The organism is Bradyrhizobium sp. CCBAU 53340 (genome assembly GCF_015291645.1).
In the GTDB taxonomy this organism is placed as follows: Bacteria; Pseudomonadota; Alphaproteobacteria; order Rhizobiales; family Xanthobacteraceae; genus Bradyrhizobium.
Genome location: NZ_CP030055.1, coordinates 2,536,996 through 2,552,200, shown reverse-complemented (window position 1 = coordinate 2,552,200; position 15,205 = coordinate 2,536,996). Strand labels below are relative to the sequence as shown.

Annotated in this window: 8 protein-coding genes; 1 reads left to right on the top strand and 7 read right to left on the bottom strand. The window is 66.4% G+C overall.

The genetic code is table 11. The annotated features are described in order from the left end of the window. The first annotated feature begins 198 nt into the window (after nt 1-198). The gene (locus tag XH89_RS11925) at nt 199-5,907 is read left to right on the top strand and encodes a negative regulator of septation ring formation (RefSeq protein ID WP_194467241.1); all 5,709 of its coding nucleotides are present in this window, start codon (nt 199-201) and stop codon (nt 5,905-5,907) included. A gap of 71 nt (nt 5,908-5,978) precedes the next feature. On the opposite strand, the gene XH89_RS11920 is transcribed toward XH89_RS11925, so the two are convergent. The 7 genes from XH89_RS11920 to XH89_RS11890 form a co-directional block, all read right to left on the bottom strand. Then, nucleotides 5,979-6,632, bottom strand: coding sequence for a response regulator transcription factor (locus XH89_RS11920; RefSeq protein WP_194467240.1), 654 nt, complete (start codon nt 6,630-6,632; stop codon nt 5,979-5,981). Then, a complete protein-coding gene (locus XH89_RS11915) occupies nt 6,629-10,180 on the bottom strand; it encodes a NahK/ErcS family hybrid sensor histidine kinase/response regulator (protein ID WP_194467239.1) in 3,552 nt (1,183 codons plus the stop codon). The genes XH89_RS11920 and XH89_RS11915 overlap by 4 nt, the downstream gene beginning before the upstream one ends. A gap of 237 nt (nt 10,181-10,417) precedes the next feature. Next, the gene (gene mctP / locus XH89_RS11910; RefSeq protein ID WP_194467238.1) at nt 10,418-11,908 is read right to left on the bottom strand and encodes a monocarboxylate uptake permease MctP; all 1,491 of its coding nucleotides are present in this window, start codon (nt 11,906-11,908) and stop codon (nt 10,418-10,420) included. After that, the gene (locus tag XH89_RS11905; RefSeq protein WP_194467237.1) at nt 11,898-12,074 is read right to left on the bottom strand and encodes a DUF3311 domain-containing protein; all 177 of its coding nucleotides are present in this window, start codon (nt 12,072-12,074) and stop codon (nt 11,898-11,900) included. The genes mctP and XH89_RS11905 overlap by 11 nt, the downstream gene beginning before the upstream one ends. Before the next feature lie 242 nt (nt 12,075-12,316). After that, entirely contained in the window at nt 12,317-13,195 is an 879-nt protein-coding gene (locus XH89_RS11900; protein WP_194467236.1) for an MlaD family protein, read from the bottom strand. A gap of 16 nt (nt 13,196-13,211) precedes the next feature. Beyond that, a complete protein-coding gene (locus XH89_RS11895) occupies nt 13,212-13,994 on the bottom strand; it encodes an ABC transporter ATP-binding protein (RefSeq protein WP_194467235.1) in 783 nt (260 codons plus the stop codon). A 2-nt stretch (nt 13,995-13,996) separates the two neighbouring features. Beyond that, on the bottom strand, nt 13,997-15,130 hold the full coding sequence (locus tag XH89_RS11890; protein WP_194467234.1) for an ABC transporter permease: 1,134 nt from the start codon (nt 15,128-15,130) through the stop codon (nt 13,997-13,999). Nucleotides 15,131-15,205: the final 75 nt, after the last annotated feature.

Below are 15,205 nucleotides of genomic sequence, written 5' to 3'. Positions count from 1 at the left end.
TGATTAAGAATGTCTTAATCGCGGGCATTTCATTCGCGACGCTCTGCCAATAGGATGTTGCGGAAATTGGCGGACAAGCCATCCGGGTGGGGATGGCTCGGAGATCCGCGCAAGCGGCATAATCCGGACTGTGGGCTTGCGTAGCGCGCAGGGCTCGCGGGGGGGACGCGTAAAAAGTAACGAGGGCTCGGACTGAACATGGCCAATACTCCCAAAAAGGTCAAAGACCCCACAGAAGTTGCGCTTTCTGCGATCCAGGAAGCCCTCAACATCAGCGATACGGCTGCCGATACCAGCCGCAACGCGATGCGCAACGAAACGGCGCCTCCGGTCGTCCCGCCCGCGCCGCCGGTGTTCGACGAGCCGGCCTTCGAGCCGCGGCCTGCCGCCAACGAGCGCGCCGTGTTCGAGTCCATCGAGGAACCGCGCTCCTCGCGCCGCGCCGCCAATGACGACCGCGCCACCATCGGCCAGCTGCTGCAGTCGCTGCAGACCGGCCGCCCTGCCCGCAACATCTACACCGGCGCTACCATCTTCACCGTGGTCTGGCTCGCTGCCTGCGCCGCGCTGACGGTTGGCTTCCTGCCCTCGATCCGTGCCGCCATGGGTGAGAGCGGCGGCGTGCTGGCCATCGCCGGCCTCGCCACCATGTTCTTTGCGCCCATCATGCTGTTCTACTTCCTCGCCAGCCTCGTCTGGCGCGGCCAGCAGATGAGCCAGGTCGCCCAGGCGATGGCCCAGGTCGCGATCCGCTTCTCCGAGCCCGAAGGCTCGGCGTCCGATTCCATGGTCACCGTCGGCCAGGCCATCCGCCGTGAGGTCGCGGCAATGGGCGACGGCATCGAGCGCGCGATCGCACGCGCCGGCGAGCTCGAGACGCTGGTTGCCAATGAGGTCGCAGCGCTGGAGCGCGCCTATTCCGACAACGAAGTCCGCATCCGCGCTCTGCTCCAGGACATCGCGCATCAGCGCGACAACCTGGTCGGCCAGGCCGAGCAGGTCCGCAGCGCCATTTCCGGCGTGCAGATCGATCTCCGCCACGACATCGCGCTGATCTCGGACGCGATCGCCTCGCGTGTCGACGAGGTGGCGAAATCCATCACCGGCGCGCTGGAAGAGCGCGGCGCCCACATCACGGGCGCGCTGAGCCATGCCGGCGACAACATGATCCTGGCTCTCGGCGAGCGCGGCGGCGACCTGCTCGACCGCCTCGAGGAAGCCAGTGCCGAAACCACGCGCGCGGTGCTGGACGCCAGCGAGCGGCTGACCACCAGCCTCAACTTCAAGACCGGCCACGTCCACGACGAGTTCGTCGACCTCGCCGACCGCGTCCACGAAATGCTGAACGAGCGCATCGACCGCATCACCGGCGAGTTCGAGCAGCGCTCCGCCGCGATCGTCGACGGCATCTCCGAGCGCACCGAGCAGGTGCACGACAGCCTGAAGAACTCGGCGGATTCGCTGCTGCTCGAGCTCGAGCTGCGCTCCAACGACCTCTCCGCCAAGATCGACGACGCCGGCAACCGCCTCGCCGGCCAGATCATGACCTCTGGCGACAAGGCCAGCGAAGCGCTCGACGCCACGGTCAATAGCCTCGTCGCCAAGGTCGTCAGCCAGACCGAGACCGCGCACGATTCGCTGTCGCTGCAGATGAGCGCGTTCGACGAGCTGGTGAAGAACCAGGGGTCCGAGCTGGTCGAGAAGTTCGCCCGCGATTCCGGCACGCTGGGTGCCCTGATCACGCGCCACATCTCCGAGTTCGACCGCACCGTGAAGACCTTCGGCGGCGAGATCGTCGAACGCATGGGCCAGCGCACCCAGGACATCCACGAGTCGCTGAAGACCTATGTCGACAATTTCGACACCCGCTTCACCTCCAACGGCGGCGAGATCACGGCCGCGCTCGACCAGCGCCTCGTGCAGTTCGAGACCACGATCGGCGAACGCGTCAATCATCTCGATGCCTCGCTGAACGGCAAGATCGCCGGCCTCGACGGCACGATCGAAGGCCACATCAAGACCTTCGACCAGCAGCTCGGCGGCCGCGTCGCCGCGCTCCAACAGTCGTTCGACAGCCGCGCGAAGTCGATGACCGAGACCATCGACGGCCGCCTCAACTCGCTCGCCGCCTCGCTGACCGACGGTGCCGCGCAGGCGATCCAGACGGTCGACTCCCGCCTCACCCACCTCACGACGTCGCTCACCGACGGCGCCTCGCAGGCCATCGAGACGATCGATGCGCGCCTCAACCACCTGACATCCTCATTGACCGATGGCACGTCGCAGACGATCCAGTCGATCGATACGCGCCTGACCCACCTCACCACCACCCTCACGGGCGGCGCGACGCAGGCGCTCGAATCCATCGACTCCCGCCTGACCTACCTGACCACGGCGGTGACCAACGGCGCCTCACAGGCGGTGCAGTCGATCGACACCCGCCTCACCCTGCTGACCTCGACGCTGACGGACGGCACGGCGCAGGCGATCGAGGCGGTCGACCGCCGCATCAGCAGCGTCGCCGAGCTCATCGACGGCCGCAGCATGCATTTGACCGACACGGTCACGGCGCGCTTCCAGGACATCCACCAGGTGATCGAGACCAAGGTCGGTTCGGTTGCGAGCGACATCGACGTCCGCGTCGCGCAGTTCGAAGACCTGCTCGGCTCGCGCGTCGAGGCCGTCGCCGGCCGCATCGAGAGCAGCGGCCGCCAGGCCAGCGAGGACATGATGTCCCGCGCCGAGATGATCTCGACCGCGATCCGCTCGCATGTCGAGGACGCCGAACGCTCGCTGACCAACCTCGTGGTCAACACCAGCGAGACGATCCAGACCGGTGCGCGCACCGCGCAGCAGTCGCTGATGACCGTCTCCTCCGACGTCAACGCCCAGCTCAAGATGACCTCGGCCGAGGTCGAGCGCGCGCTGACCGCGGTCGGCACCGGTGCTGCGAACTCGATCCTGACCAGCGCCCGCGAGGCGCAGTCGTCCCTCGTCGCCGCTTCAGGCGATGCCTCCAACCAGATCAAGGGCCTCGCGGCCGACGTCGAACGCACGCTCTCCGCGGCAGGTTCGGCCACCGCGGCCTCGATCCTCGCCGGCGCCCGCGAGGTGCAGACCACGCTCGTCACCGCCTCCTCGGATGCGGCCAACCACGTCAAGACGCTCACGGCGGACGTGCAGCGCTCGCTGTCGCTGGCCGGCACCACCACGGCGGAATCGATCACCGCCGGCGCCCGCGATGCGCAGACCGCGCTGATCGCGGCCTCGACCGAGACCGCCAACCAGATCAAGGCGCTGTCCTCCGACGTGCAGCGTTCGCTCTCGATGGCGGGCACCTCCACGGCCGAGACCATCATGACCGGCGCGCGCGAAGCCCAGAGCACCCTGGTCAATGCGTCCTCGGATGCGGCGAGCCAGGTCAAGTCGCTCGCGGCCGAAGTGCACCGCTCGCTGTCGCAGGTCGGCCAGACCACCGCTGAGACGATCACGACCAGCGCCCGCGACGCCCAGAGCACCCTTCTTGCTGTCTCCGCAGAGCAAACCGGCCAGGTCCGTTCGCTCGCCGCCGAGATGCAGCGCGCGCTGGCGACCGCCGGCGGCGCCACCATCGAGGCGCTCACCAGCGGCGTGCGCGAGGCCCAGGGCACGTTGATCTCGGCCTCGACCGACGCGGCGAGCCAGATCAAGTCGCTGACGACGGATATCGAGCGCACGCTGACCGCGGTCGGCGCCGACACCGCCTCGACCATCCTCAACAGCGCCCGCGAGGCCCAGACCTCGCTGACCTCGACCTCGGCAGATGCCGCGAGCCAGATCCGCATGATCTCGACCGAGATCGAGCGTACGCTGAGCACGGCCACGTCGAACGCGACCAACGACATCCAGACCAGCGCGATCAATGCACAGAACGCGCTGATCTCCGCTTCCAACGAGGCGAGTTCGCGGGTCAAGTCGAGCTCGGCCGACGTCGAGCGCTCGGTGCTCGCCGCCTCCTCGAGCTTCGGCCAGGCCATGACCGGCAAGACCGACGAGATCGTCACCTATGTGCAGCAGCAGGCCGACCGCCTCTCCAACATGATCGACGCCAAGCGCGGCTCGCTCGTGGACGCGATCGGCTCGAAGACCAGCCAGCTCACGCTCGACATCGACCGCGTCACCTCCGACGCGCTGAAGTCGATCGAGACGCGCGGCCAGGCCTTCTCGCAGACCATGATGGGCAACGGCAACGAGGTTGCCCGGACCATCAATGCAGCGAGCGAAGTCGCGACCAGCGCCGTCGGCCGGTCGCTCAAGGACCTCGAGTCGGCCTCGCGCGCGGCGATCGACCAGTCGCGCCAGGTTTCGATCGCGGCCGTCACCGAGATGCAGGAGACCAGCAAGATCCTGCGCACCGACACGGTCGCCCTGTTCGAGCGCCTGCGCGAAGGCAACATCCTGCTCCAGGAGGTGCTGACCGGTGCGCACGACAACCTCAACTCGCTCGAGCGGGCGCTGGTGACGCGCGTTGCCGACTTCGTCTCGGCGATGAACGACGTCACCTCGCGCAACGGCGCTGCGACACAGAACCTGGAAGACCAGCTCAACGTCTTCAACAGTAAGACGACGAAGGCGCTGCAGGACCTCGGCGAGCTGTCTACCCAGTTCGACGCGCACGGCAAGGCCCTGGTCGATGCCGCGCAGGTCGTCGAGCAGAGCAACAAGAACACCACCGCCTCGCTTGCCGAACGCAAGGCGGCGCTGGAATCGCTCGTCACCACCATCGACCTGCGGACCACCGATCTCGACCAGCGCTTGTCGCGCTTCACCGGCCTGCTCGATGAATCGCTCGCTGCGGCCGAAGAGCGTGCCCGCGACATCGCCCGCGTGGTCGCGGAGACCGCCGGCGCAGGCTCGGCCGCGATCACCCGCCAGTTCGAGGCGGTACGGTCGGCGTCCGAGGAGGAGCATCGCCAGACCATCGAGGCCATGCACGACATCTACCGCCAGACCACCGACGAGGCGGATGCGATGTTCAAGCAGTCGACCGAGAAGTTCGGCAACCTCGTCGCCAGCATGAAGCAGATGGCGTTCGAGATGCACAACGAGCTCGAAGCCACCCGCAACGAGCTGCGCCGCGGCGTGCTCGAGATGCCGCAGGAGGCCGCCGAAAGCACCGCGCAGATGCGCAAAGTGATCGTCGACCAGATCGAGGCGCTCGCCGAGCTCAACCGCATCGTGGCCCAGCACGGCCGCGGCCTCGACGTCACCACGACGAACCGCGCTTCCGTCGCCGTCCAGCGCCAGGAAGAGCCGATGATGGCGACTGCCGGCACTCGCGCTACGGAGACCCGCATGCGCGACACCGGCAGCGCCTCGACGCTGCCGCCGCCGGACCTCGGCATGCCCGCGCCCTCGCGTCGCACCGAGGCCCCTCCGGTCGCTCCCGGCAATGACCCGGGCCGCGATGGCTGGCTGTCGGACCTGCTCAACCGCACGGACGCAGGCCAGGCCGCTCCGGGCGGGCGTGAAGCCCCGCGCGGCCGCCAGGCTGCACCCGCTCCGCAGCCGCAGGCCCCGCAGGCGAGCAGCAATCCGCTGGAATCGCTGTCGCTGGACATCGGCCGGCTGATGGACCGCAACCTCGCCGCCGAGATGTGGGACCGCTACCAGCGTGGCGAGAACAAGGCCTTCACCAAGCGCCTGTACACGCCCGCCGGCCAGAAGGCTTTTGACGAGGTCGCACGCAAATATCGCGCCGACCGCAACTTCAAGGGCACCGTCGACCGCTATATCGGCGAGTTCGAACGCCTGCTTGACGAAGTCGCCCGCGACGGCCGCGGCCCGCAGGAGCTGCGCAGCCACCTGACCTCGGAGACGGGCCTGGTCTACACCCTGCTGGCACATGCGGCGGGTCGGCTGGGATAAGCGGCAGCGCTCATGAATGCGAATAAGAACGGAGGCCTCGCGGCCTCCGTTTTGTTTTGACGTTGCGACCGTCAGGTCCCGCCGGGCTGGCCGAACGACAGCCGCTCGGCAAGGACCGCAGCCTGGGTGCGCGAGCCGACGCCGAGCTTGCGCAGGATCGTCGAGACGTGGCCCTTCACGGTCTGCTCGGCGATGTCGAGCTCGCCGGCGATCTGCTTGTTGAGCTTGCCCTCGACGATCATCGCCAGAATGCGCAGCTGCTGCGCCGACAGCGAAGCCATGCGTGCGGCGAGCTCGACGTCATCGCTCTGGATCGATCCGCGGCCGCCGACATTGGGCGGCATCCAGATTTCGCCGGCCAGGATCTTCGTGATCGCATCGGCCATCTCGGGCAGGCCGAGCGATTTCGGGATGTAGCCGGATGCGCCATAGGCGATGGCCCGGCGGATCGTGGCGGCCTCCTGCCGCGCCGAGATGATCGCAACTGGCACCGTCGGGAATTGTGCCGACAGAATGAACAGCGCGGCAAAGCCCTGGATGCCAGGCATTGTCAGGTCCCACAGGATCAGGTCGATTTCGTCCGACTGGGCCGAGAGCACGCTCACCGCCTCGTCGAGGGACTGGCAGGCGACGATGTCGAGGTCAGGCAGCACGGTCGACAGTGCGCTGCGGAGCGCAGCCTGCACCAGCGGATGATCATCGCCGATAAGGATGCGCATGGTCACACTGATGAGGCTCCCTGTTTCGTCCCGAACTGCCGGCTCAAGGCTTCGCCACCAAGGAAGCGCCGCAGCGCCGCCGGCTTGACCGGCTTGGACAGAACCTCACAGCCGCGCGCCTTCGCCGCCGTGCGGACCACTTCGCTGCGGTCTCCGGTGACGACGAGCGCGCAGACGCCGCGTCCCGACTTCTGCCTGAGATCGTCGAGAAAGTCCAAGCCGGTGCGCTCGCCCTCGAGATGATAGTCGACCAGCACGACATCAGGTGGGCTCGCCGCAGCCAGAGCCATCGCGCTAGGAGCATCGGTTGCGACCAGCACGCGATGGCCCCAGCCGCCAAGCAGCGCCGTCAGGCCGTCGAGGATCGGCGCATCGTTGTCCAGACACAGGATCGTCAGCGGCCGCTCCGTCACATCAGGCGCCGCGGCTGCCGCCTTGCGCTGGAGCGGCGTTCCCGGTCCATGCGCGAGCGGCACCATGACGGCAAAGCATGAGCCGTGGCCCGGGCGCGAACGGACATCGACGGAATGCCCGAGGAGGCGCGAGATACGGTCAACGATCGCAAGTCCCAGTCCCAACCCCTTCTCCGATCCGGGCGCCAGGCGCTGGAACTCCTCGAAGATCCGTTTCTGGTCGGCCGCGGCGATGCCGATGCCGGTATCCCAGACCTCGATGCGCAGATCATCTCCGCGCCGGCGGCAGCCGAGCAGGATGCGTCCGCCCGGCGTGTAGCGCAGCGCATTCGAGAGCAGGTTCTGCAAGATACGCCGCAGCAAATGCGGATCGCTGCGCACCGCGAGCCGGCAATCGATGACGCGGAGGACGAGTCCACGCTCGCGCGCCATCGCGGAGAATTCCACGTTCAGCTGCGTGAGCAGATCCGCGATCGGGAAGTCGAACGGCTCGGCACGAACGGCACCGCCATCATAGGAGGAGATATCGAGCAGCCTGTCGAGCACATGCTCGGTCGAGCGCAGCGCCGTGATGGCGCTGCCCGCCAGGTTACGCTCCTTCTCGGCGCTACCCGCATGCGATGAGGCATGCAGGCTCTCGTCGAGCGCCGACAGGAACAGACGCGCTGCGTTCAGCGGCTGCAGCAGATCGTGGCTGGCCGCCGCGAGGAAGCGGGTCTTGCCCAGATTGGCCTGCTCGGCCTCCGCCTTCGCCTGCTCGAGCGCCTCGGTCCGCTCGCGGACACGCAGCTCGAGATCCTCGTTGGCACGCCGCAGGGCTTCCGCGGCGCGGTGACGCTCGGTCACGTCGGTGTAGGTCGAGACGTAGCCGCCCTCGGCGGCGCGATCGTAGACGATCTCGAGCACGGTGCCGTCCGGCCGCTTGCGCTCGTACAGATAGGGCCAGCTTTGGGTCGCGACGTCGCGATTGACCAGGAGCGCTGCGAATTCGGAGGCGGCGTATTCGCCACGCTCGACGTTGAAGGCGATCAGCTCGGCGAGCGGAAGGCCGACGCGCACGAAATCCGGCGGCAGGTCGAGCAGTTCTATGAACCGACCGTTCCAGGCCGTGATGTTGAAATCGGCGTCGAAGGCGCAGATGCCCTGCGGCACGCTTTCCAGCGTGCTCTGCAGCAGGCTGCGATTGAAGCGCAGCGCCTCCGACGCCTCGTCCAGCATCGCCATCGCCGCCCGCCGCGACAGCGAGTGTCCTTCCAGCGAGGCCGCAATCACCACGCGCGCCGACGCCGCGCCAATCGCGCCGGCGAGAAGATTCTCGGTAAAGCGGATCGAGTCGAGATCGACGAGGCCCGATGGATCAAGACGCGGCCCGGCGCCCGACTTGCGCGCCGCGAGATAGCCGTCAAAAGCCGCCGCACCGCGCTCGGCGCCGACGAAGCGCCGTGCGAGCGCGCGCAGATCGTCGAGCCGGACCACCACGCGTGAGGACAGCTTTGGCACGGTGTCGCGGACGACGCCGTCAGCAAACGCCGCAGCCTGGTTGCGCTCGACGGTGGTCTGCCGCCCCAGCAGCGAAAACGCGACGAAACAAACGAGGTTGGCAGCAAGGCTCCACAGCGTCGCATGCGAGATCGGATCGAGCCCGTCGAGCCCGAACAGCGCGTTCGGCTTGAGGAAGGCGAGCTGCCATGGACCGTGGCGAACGACGCCCTCGAAAGCGGGCCATAGCGGCGCGGCCGAGGGAAGCAGCAGCGTATAGGCCCAGATGAAAAATCCGGCCGCGATCCCGATCGAGGCGCCGATCTTGTTGGCACGCTGCCAGAACAGGCCGCCGACGAACGCCGGACCGAATTGCGCGACCGCGACGAACGACAGCAGACCGATCACGGTGAGCGGATAGGCCTGGTTGACCAGGCGGTGCATCAGATAGGCCAGCAGCAGGATGCCGAGGATGGAGATCCTGCGCACCGTCATCAGCACCGAGGCGACCTGCCGGCTTTGCGCACGCGGGCCGAAGAAGCGCGAGCGCAGCAACAGCGGCATGATGACGTCGTTGCAGAGCATGGTGCTCAGCGCGACAGAGGTCATGATCACCATGCCGGTGGCGGCCGACAGTCCGCCCAGGAAGGCGATCAAGCTGATCGTACCCGCATCCGCCGCAATCGGCAGCGAGATGACATAGGTGTCGGGGTCCATCATCGCACCGAACCTCGCAAGGCCGGCGGCGGCGATCGGCAGGATCAGCAGGCTGAACAGCGCGAGATAGGCGGGATAAAGCCAGGCTGCGGTGCGCGTATGGCCAGGGCTCTCGTTCTCGACGACGGCGACGTGGAACGCCTGCGGCAGGCAGAGAAAGGCGATGGCCGAGATGATGATCGTCGACGGCCAGACCGGCTGGGCGGGATCGAAGGCGAGGATCCCAGCCAGTTGCGGATCCGAAGAGAACTGCGACAGCAGCCCGGCCGGTCCGCCCGAGAGCCCAAACAGCACGAACAGCGCGACAACGAGGAAGGCGACCAGCTTGACCACGCTCTCGAAGGCGATCGCGAGCATCAAACCACGATGATGCTCGCTGGCGTGGACATGGCGAACGCCGAACACGATCGCAAACAGCGCCATCGACGCGGCGACGCCGAAGGCCGAGTCCTGCCAGAACCGCAGCGCCTCACCGCCGGCCCGCTCAGGCTGCAGGATCAGATAGTCAAAGCTTTTGCCCACGGCCTTGAGCTGAAGCGCGATATAGGGAAGCACGCCAAGCAGCGAAGCGAGGGTCACGAAGGCGGCAAGCGCCTGGCTCTTGCCATAGCGCGCGGCGATGAAGTCGGCGATCGAGGTGACGTTCTGCGCTTTCGCGATTGCGATCACCTTGGCGAGCAGCTTTTGGCCGAACAGCAGCACCAGCGTCGGACCGATATAGATTGTGGCGAAGTCCAGTCCGCTGGTGGCGGCACGGCCGACCGATCCGTAGAAGCTCCACGAGGTGTTGTAGACCGCAAGCGTCAGGCAATAGCTGACCGCGGCCGCCCAGGATTTTGGCGAAACCAGCGGACCGTCCACGCTCCGCCGATCGCCCCACCAGGCAATCAGGAACAGCGTGGTCACATAACCGGCTGCGACCGCGAGAACGAACCACGCCTGCAAGATATCCTCACTCGAGACCGATCCGCCCGCTCATCGAGAGGTCGGAACGCAGGCGGATATTAGAGCGTTTTCCAGCGAAGTGGACACCGGTTCGCGTAAAGAAAACGCGTCAAAACAAGAATCTGGAGCTTTCCGTTCCGATCTAGTCGGAACGGAAAGCTCCAAAGCGTTTTCAATCGCGTGAAAGGCACTTTTGGATCGGCGGCCGGATGACCGGCCGCCGATCAAGACTTGACGTCAGGCCGCCTCGCGCGACAGGCGGGCCTGCGGAAGGCCCTTGAGCACGAGGTTGACCACGACCGCGACCACGATGTTGAGCGCGAGCGCCAGCAGACCGGTGTAGATCGCGACCTTGCCGGCACCGAAGTCGATACCGTGCAGCGGCTTCAAGCCATCCGACCAGGCCAGCCACGATCCGCCTGCAAGGCCGACGGCCCAGCCGGCCAGCAGCGCCGGGCTCGAGAACCAGTTCAGATAGAGGCCGAACACCAGCGCCGGCAGCGTCTGGAGGATCCAGAGGCCTCCAAGCAGTTGCAGGTCGAGCGCGAACTGCGTCGGCATCAGCAGGATCGCGAGCAGCGCGCCGACCTTCACCAGCATGGAGGTGATCTTGGCAACCTTCGCCTCACCCGCCGGCGTCACCTTCGGATCGACCCACACCTTCCAGAAGTTGCGGGTGAACAGATTGGCCGCGCCGATGCTCATGACGGCTGCCGGCACCAGCGCGCCGATCGCGATCGCCGCGAAGGCAAAGCCCGCGAACCAGCTCGGGAACAGCGTCTTGAACAGCTCCGGCACGACGTCGTTGTTGCTCGCAAGCTTCAATCCCGCAGCATGGCCCATGTAGCCCAGCAGCGCGAGCAGGCCGAGCAGCAGCGTGTAGGCCGGAAGCAGCATCGCATTCTTGCGAATGGTGTTGCCGCCAGATGAGGCGAAGATGCCGGTCAACGTGTGCGGATACATGAAGGCCGCGAGCGCCGAGCCGAGCGCCAGCGAGGCGTAGGGCACGATCTGCGCCGGCGACAACAGGATGCCGCCCGCGCCTTTCGCCGCGAAGGCCGCATCGGCCGCCGTGAAGATCGCGCCATAGCCGCCGAGCTTGGACGGCACGATCGCGACCGCGGCGATCACCACGATGTAGATCATGATGTCCTTGACGAAGGCGATCAGCGCCGGTGCGCGCAGGCCCGACGAATAGGTGTAGAGCGCCAGCACCAGGAAGGCGAGAACGAGCGGCACCTCGCCGCTGAGTCCGAGCGCCTTGATCGCCACTTCCATGCCGATCAGCTGGAGAGCGATGTAGGGCATGGTCGCCAGCACGCCGGTTGCGGCGACGGCGAGCTCGAGCCCGCGCGAACCATAGGCGCCGCGCACCACGTCGCCCGCGGTGACATAGCCGCGCTCCTTGGCGACCTTCCACAACACCGGCATCACCGCGAACACGAAGGGATAGACGATGATGGTGTAAGGCAGCGCGAAGAAGCCGTAGGCGCCGACTGCGTAGACCAGCGCGGGCACGGCGATCACGGTATAGGCGGTGTAGAAATCGCCGCCGACCAGGAACCAGGTGATCCAGGTCCCGAACTTGCGGCCACCGAGGCCCCATTCGTCGAGATGGGCGAGCGTCTCGGGCTTGCGCCAGCGCGCTGCAACGAAGCCCATGCCGGTGACGAGGATGAACAAAACGAGGAATACGGCGAACGCCGCGCTATCGACATTAGTCAGCACGGCGCACGCTCCTGTAGACGGTGTAGGTGAGCAGCGAGGTCAGCGGCACCCAGGCGAGCTGATACCAATAGAAGAACGGAAAGCCGAGCAGATAGGGCTCGCGAATATTGTAGAACGGCACGATCATCAGGCCGATGAACGGCAACAACAGCAGCAGGCGTATCACGCTGTCTCCTCCCCTGTGAGTGAAGTCGACGCACTTTTCGTGAAGCGCGCCTTGAGCGCGATATAGCGGACAACGCCCGCCGGCCCTCCCCCTACCTTGGCGCGGCCAGACCCCCATACTTTCGTATGGGCGGGGAGCCCTCGTCATTGCGAGGGAGCGAAGCGACGAAGCAATCCAGGCTGTCTCCGCAGAGAAAGTCTGGATTGCTTCGCTTCGCTCGCAATGACGGAGGAGAGAAACGCCTACTGCCGCTTGCGCTCGTTCGCCGGCGCCGGCTTCGGCGGCTCGGGCGCGGGGGCCGGCTGCGCACTGCTGTTGCTGGCGCCGAACAGCACGCGGGTCGGGTTGCGATCGAAGTTGTTCACGGCGCGGCTGATGTCGCCGAGGGTGCGGCGGCCATCGGTCATCAGCGCACCGGAGCGCTTGTCGAAATCCTCGGCGAGTTCGCGGATCGACTTCACCGTCAGGAACAGCTCGCCGCCGTCCTTGCCGCCGGCCAGCGAGTTGAGGCCGAGCATGAGGTTGTCGGCCTTGAGCATGACGCCGTCGACCTTGGCCATCACGCCGTCGATCTTCTCGGAGTTGCGCGCGAGCGAGTTGGTGAAGGTCTCCAGATTCTTCAGCGAGTTCTTCACCGACTCCTGATTGTCGGCGACGATCTTGTTGATGTTCTGCAGCGTGCCGCGGATGGCCTCGGTGACGTCCTGCAGCCTGTTCGGATCGGCCATCAGCGTCGGAATGCCGTCCTCGTCGAGCGGCGGCGGCGGGGCGGCCTCGTCGCCGCCCTTGAGCGAGATCGCAGCAACGCCGGTCAGGCCCTGGAATTCGAGGCCGACCAGGGTGTCCTTGCGGAGCGGCGTGCTGTTCTCGACCATGGCCAGTGCGACAACCCGCCGCGGATTGTCGAGCTTCACCGAGACCACCTCGCCCACCCGGATACCGTTGAAATTGACGCTGCCCCCGTTGCGCAGGCCCGCCGCCGGGCCTTCGAACACGACGCGCAGGGGGCTGCGCTGCTTGGTGGTGTGCAGCGACTGGAACCACAGCACGAAGCCGATCGCAGCCGCGATCACCGCCAGCGTGAAGGATCCGATCAGTACGTAATTCGCCCGCGTTTCCATCAGGTGCTCCGGCTACTCAACTCATGACCGCGCGGGCGCGCTTGCCATGGAAATACTGCCTCAGCCAGGGATGCTGCGAGGCTTGCATGTCGGCGATCGACCCTGCCGCGATGATCTTACCGTTCCCTAAAACGGCGATGCGGTCGCAAGCGGTGTAAAGGCTGTCGAGGTCATGGGTTACCATGAAAACGGTCAGCCCCAAAGTGCGCTGGAGCGTCCTGACCAGCTCGTCGAAATCGCCGGCGCCGATCGGATCGAGGCCGGAGGTCGGCTCGTCCAGGAACACGAGGTCCGGATCGAGCGACAGCGCGCGGGCGAGCGCGACACGCTTGATCATGCCACCCGAGAGTTCCGAGGGGAAACGCTCGGCGACCTCAGGCTTGAGGCCGACCATGGCGAGCTTGGCCATGGTGATCTCGTCCATCAGCCGCTGCGAGACGCGAAGATATTCGCGCATCGGAAACTGGATGTTCTGCCGCACGGTCAGCGAGGAGAACAGCGCGCCCTGCTGGAACAGCACGCCCCAGCGCCGTTCGACATTGCGCCGCTGCGACGTGCTGGAGGAATCGAGATCGACGCCAAACACTTCGATCGAGCCGGCAACCTTCGGCACGAGGCCGATGATGGTGCGCGTCAGCACCGATTTGCCCGCGCCTGACGGGCCGACAAATCCCAGGATCTCGCCGCGCTTGACGTCGAGGTCGAGGCCGTCGAGCACACGCGTCGCGCCGAACTGCACGGTGATGTCGCGGACGCGGATGATGGGGTTTTGAATCTCGCTTTGAGCTTCTCTTGCCATCGTCACATCCCGATCGAGGCGAAGAAGATGGCGAACACGCCGTCCATCACGATGACGAAGAAGATGCCCTTCACCACCGACGCGGTGGTGTGCTGTCCGAGCGATTCCGCACTGCCCTGCACGGCGAGGCCCTCAACGCAGGCCACGATGCCGATCACCGCGGCCATCACAGGCGCTTTCACGATGCCGACGATGAAATGATCGATCGAGATGGCGTCGCGCAGACGCAAAAGAAAAGCCTCGGGATCGACGCCGCCATAGAGCCAGGCGACGAGCCCGCCGCCATAGAGCGCCGCCATGGCGCCGAGAAAGGCGAGGATCGGCAGCGCCAGCACCAACGCCAGCATGCGCGGCAGCACCAAGACCTCGATCGGGTCGAAACCCATGGTGCGCAGCGCGTCGATCTCCTCGCGCATCTTCATCGAGCCGAGCTCGGCGGTGTAGGCGCTGCCGGAGCGGCCCGCGACCATGATGGCGACCAAGAGCACGCCGATCTCGCGCAGCACCAGCACGCCGAGCATGTCGACGACGAAGATGTCGGCGCCGAAGCGACGGAAATGGAAGATGCCCTGCTGGGCGATGATGCAGCCGATCAGGAAAGTGATCAGCACGATGATCGGCACCGCGCGCCAGCAGACCTGCTCCATGTGATGCACGGTCGAGGTCAGGCGGAACGAGCGCGGATGGATCAGCACCCGGCCGCCCGCGGCAAGCACCGCGCCGAGCATGTCGACGAGGCCGGCCACCGTGCCGGCGAGGCCCGCGACGGTCCGGCCGATCTGCTCCAGCATGCCGGTGATGGTGATTGTGGACGTCTCGACCACCGGGGTCGCGCGGACCCGGCGCACCTCGTCGACCAGGCTCGCATAGTTTGCCGACAACCCCGCGATCTGCGCCTCGACGGTGCCTTGCGTCAGGCTGCGTCGTAGCCGCTCGATCAGCCAGGCGCCGAAGGTGTCGAGCTTGGCGACCTCGGAGACGTCGATGAAGATGCTTTGGGGGCCGCCGGCGAGCTTCTCGGCGTCGGCCACCATCCGTTCCAGGGTCGGCGCGAAGTTCGCAGTCCAGGTCCCGGTGGCGCAGAGAGCCAGCGCATTGCCCTTGGCAATCCGTTCCAGCTTGGGATCGCCGCTCAAGATGTCCGCTCCCGTCCCGGGGCGGAGAAAATCAGATAGTTGCGCACACGCCCTTACCCGGAAAAGGTATCCCCA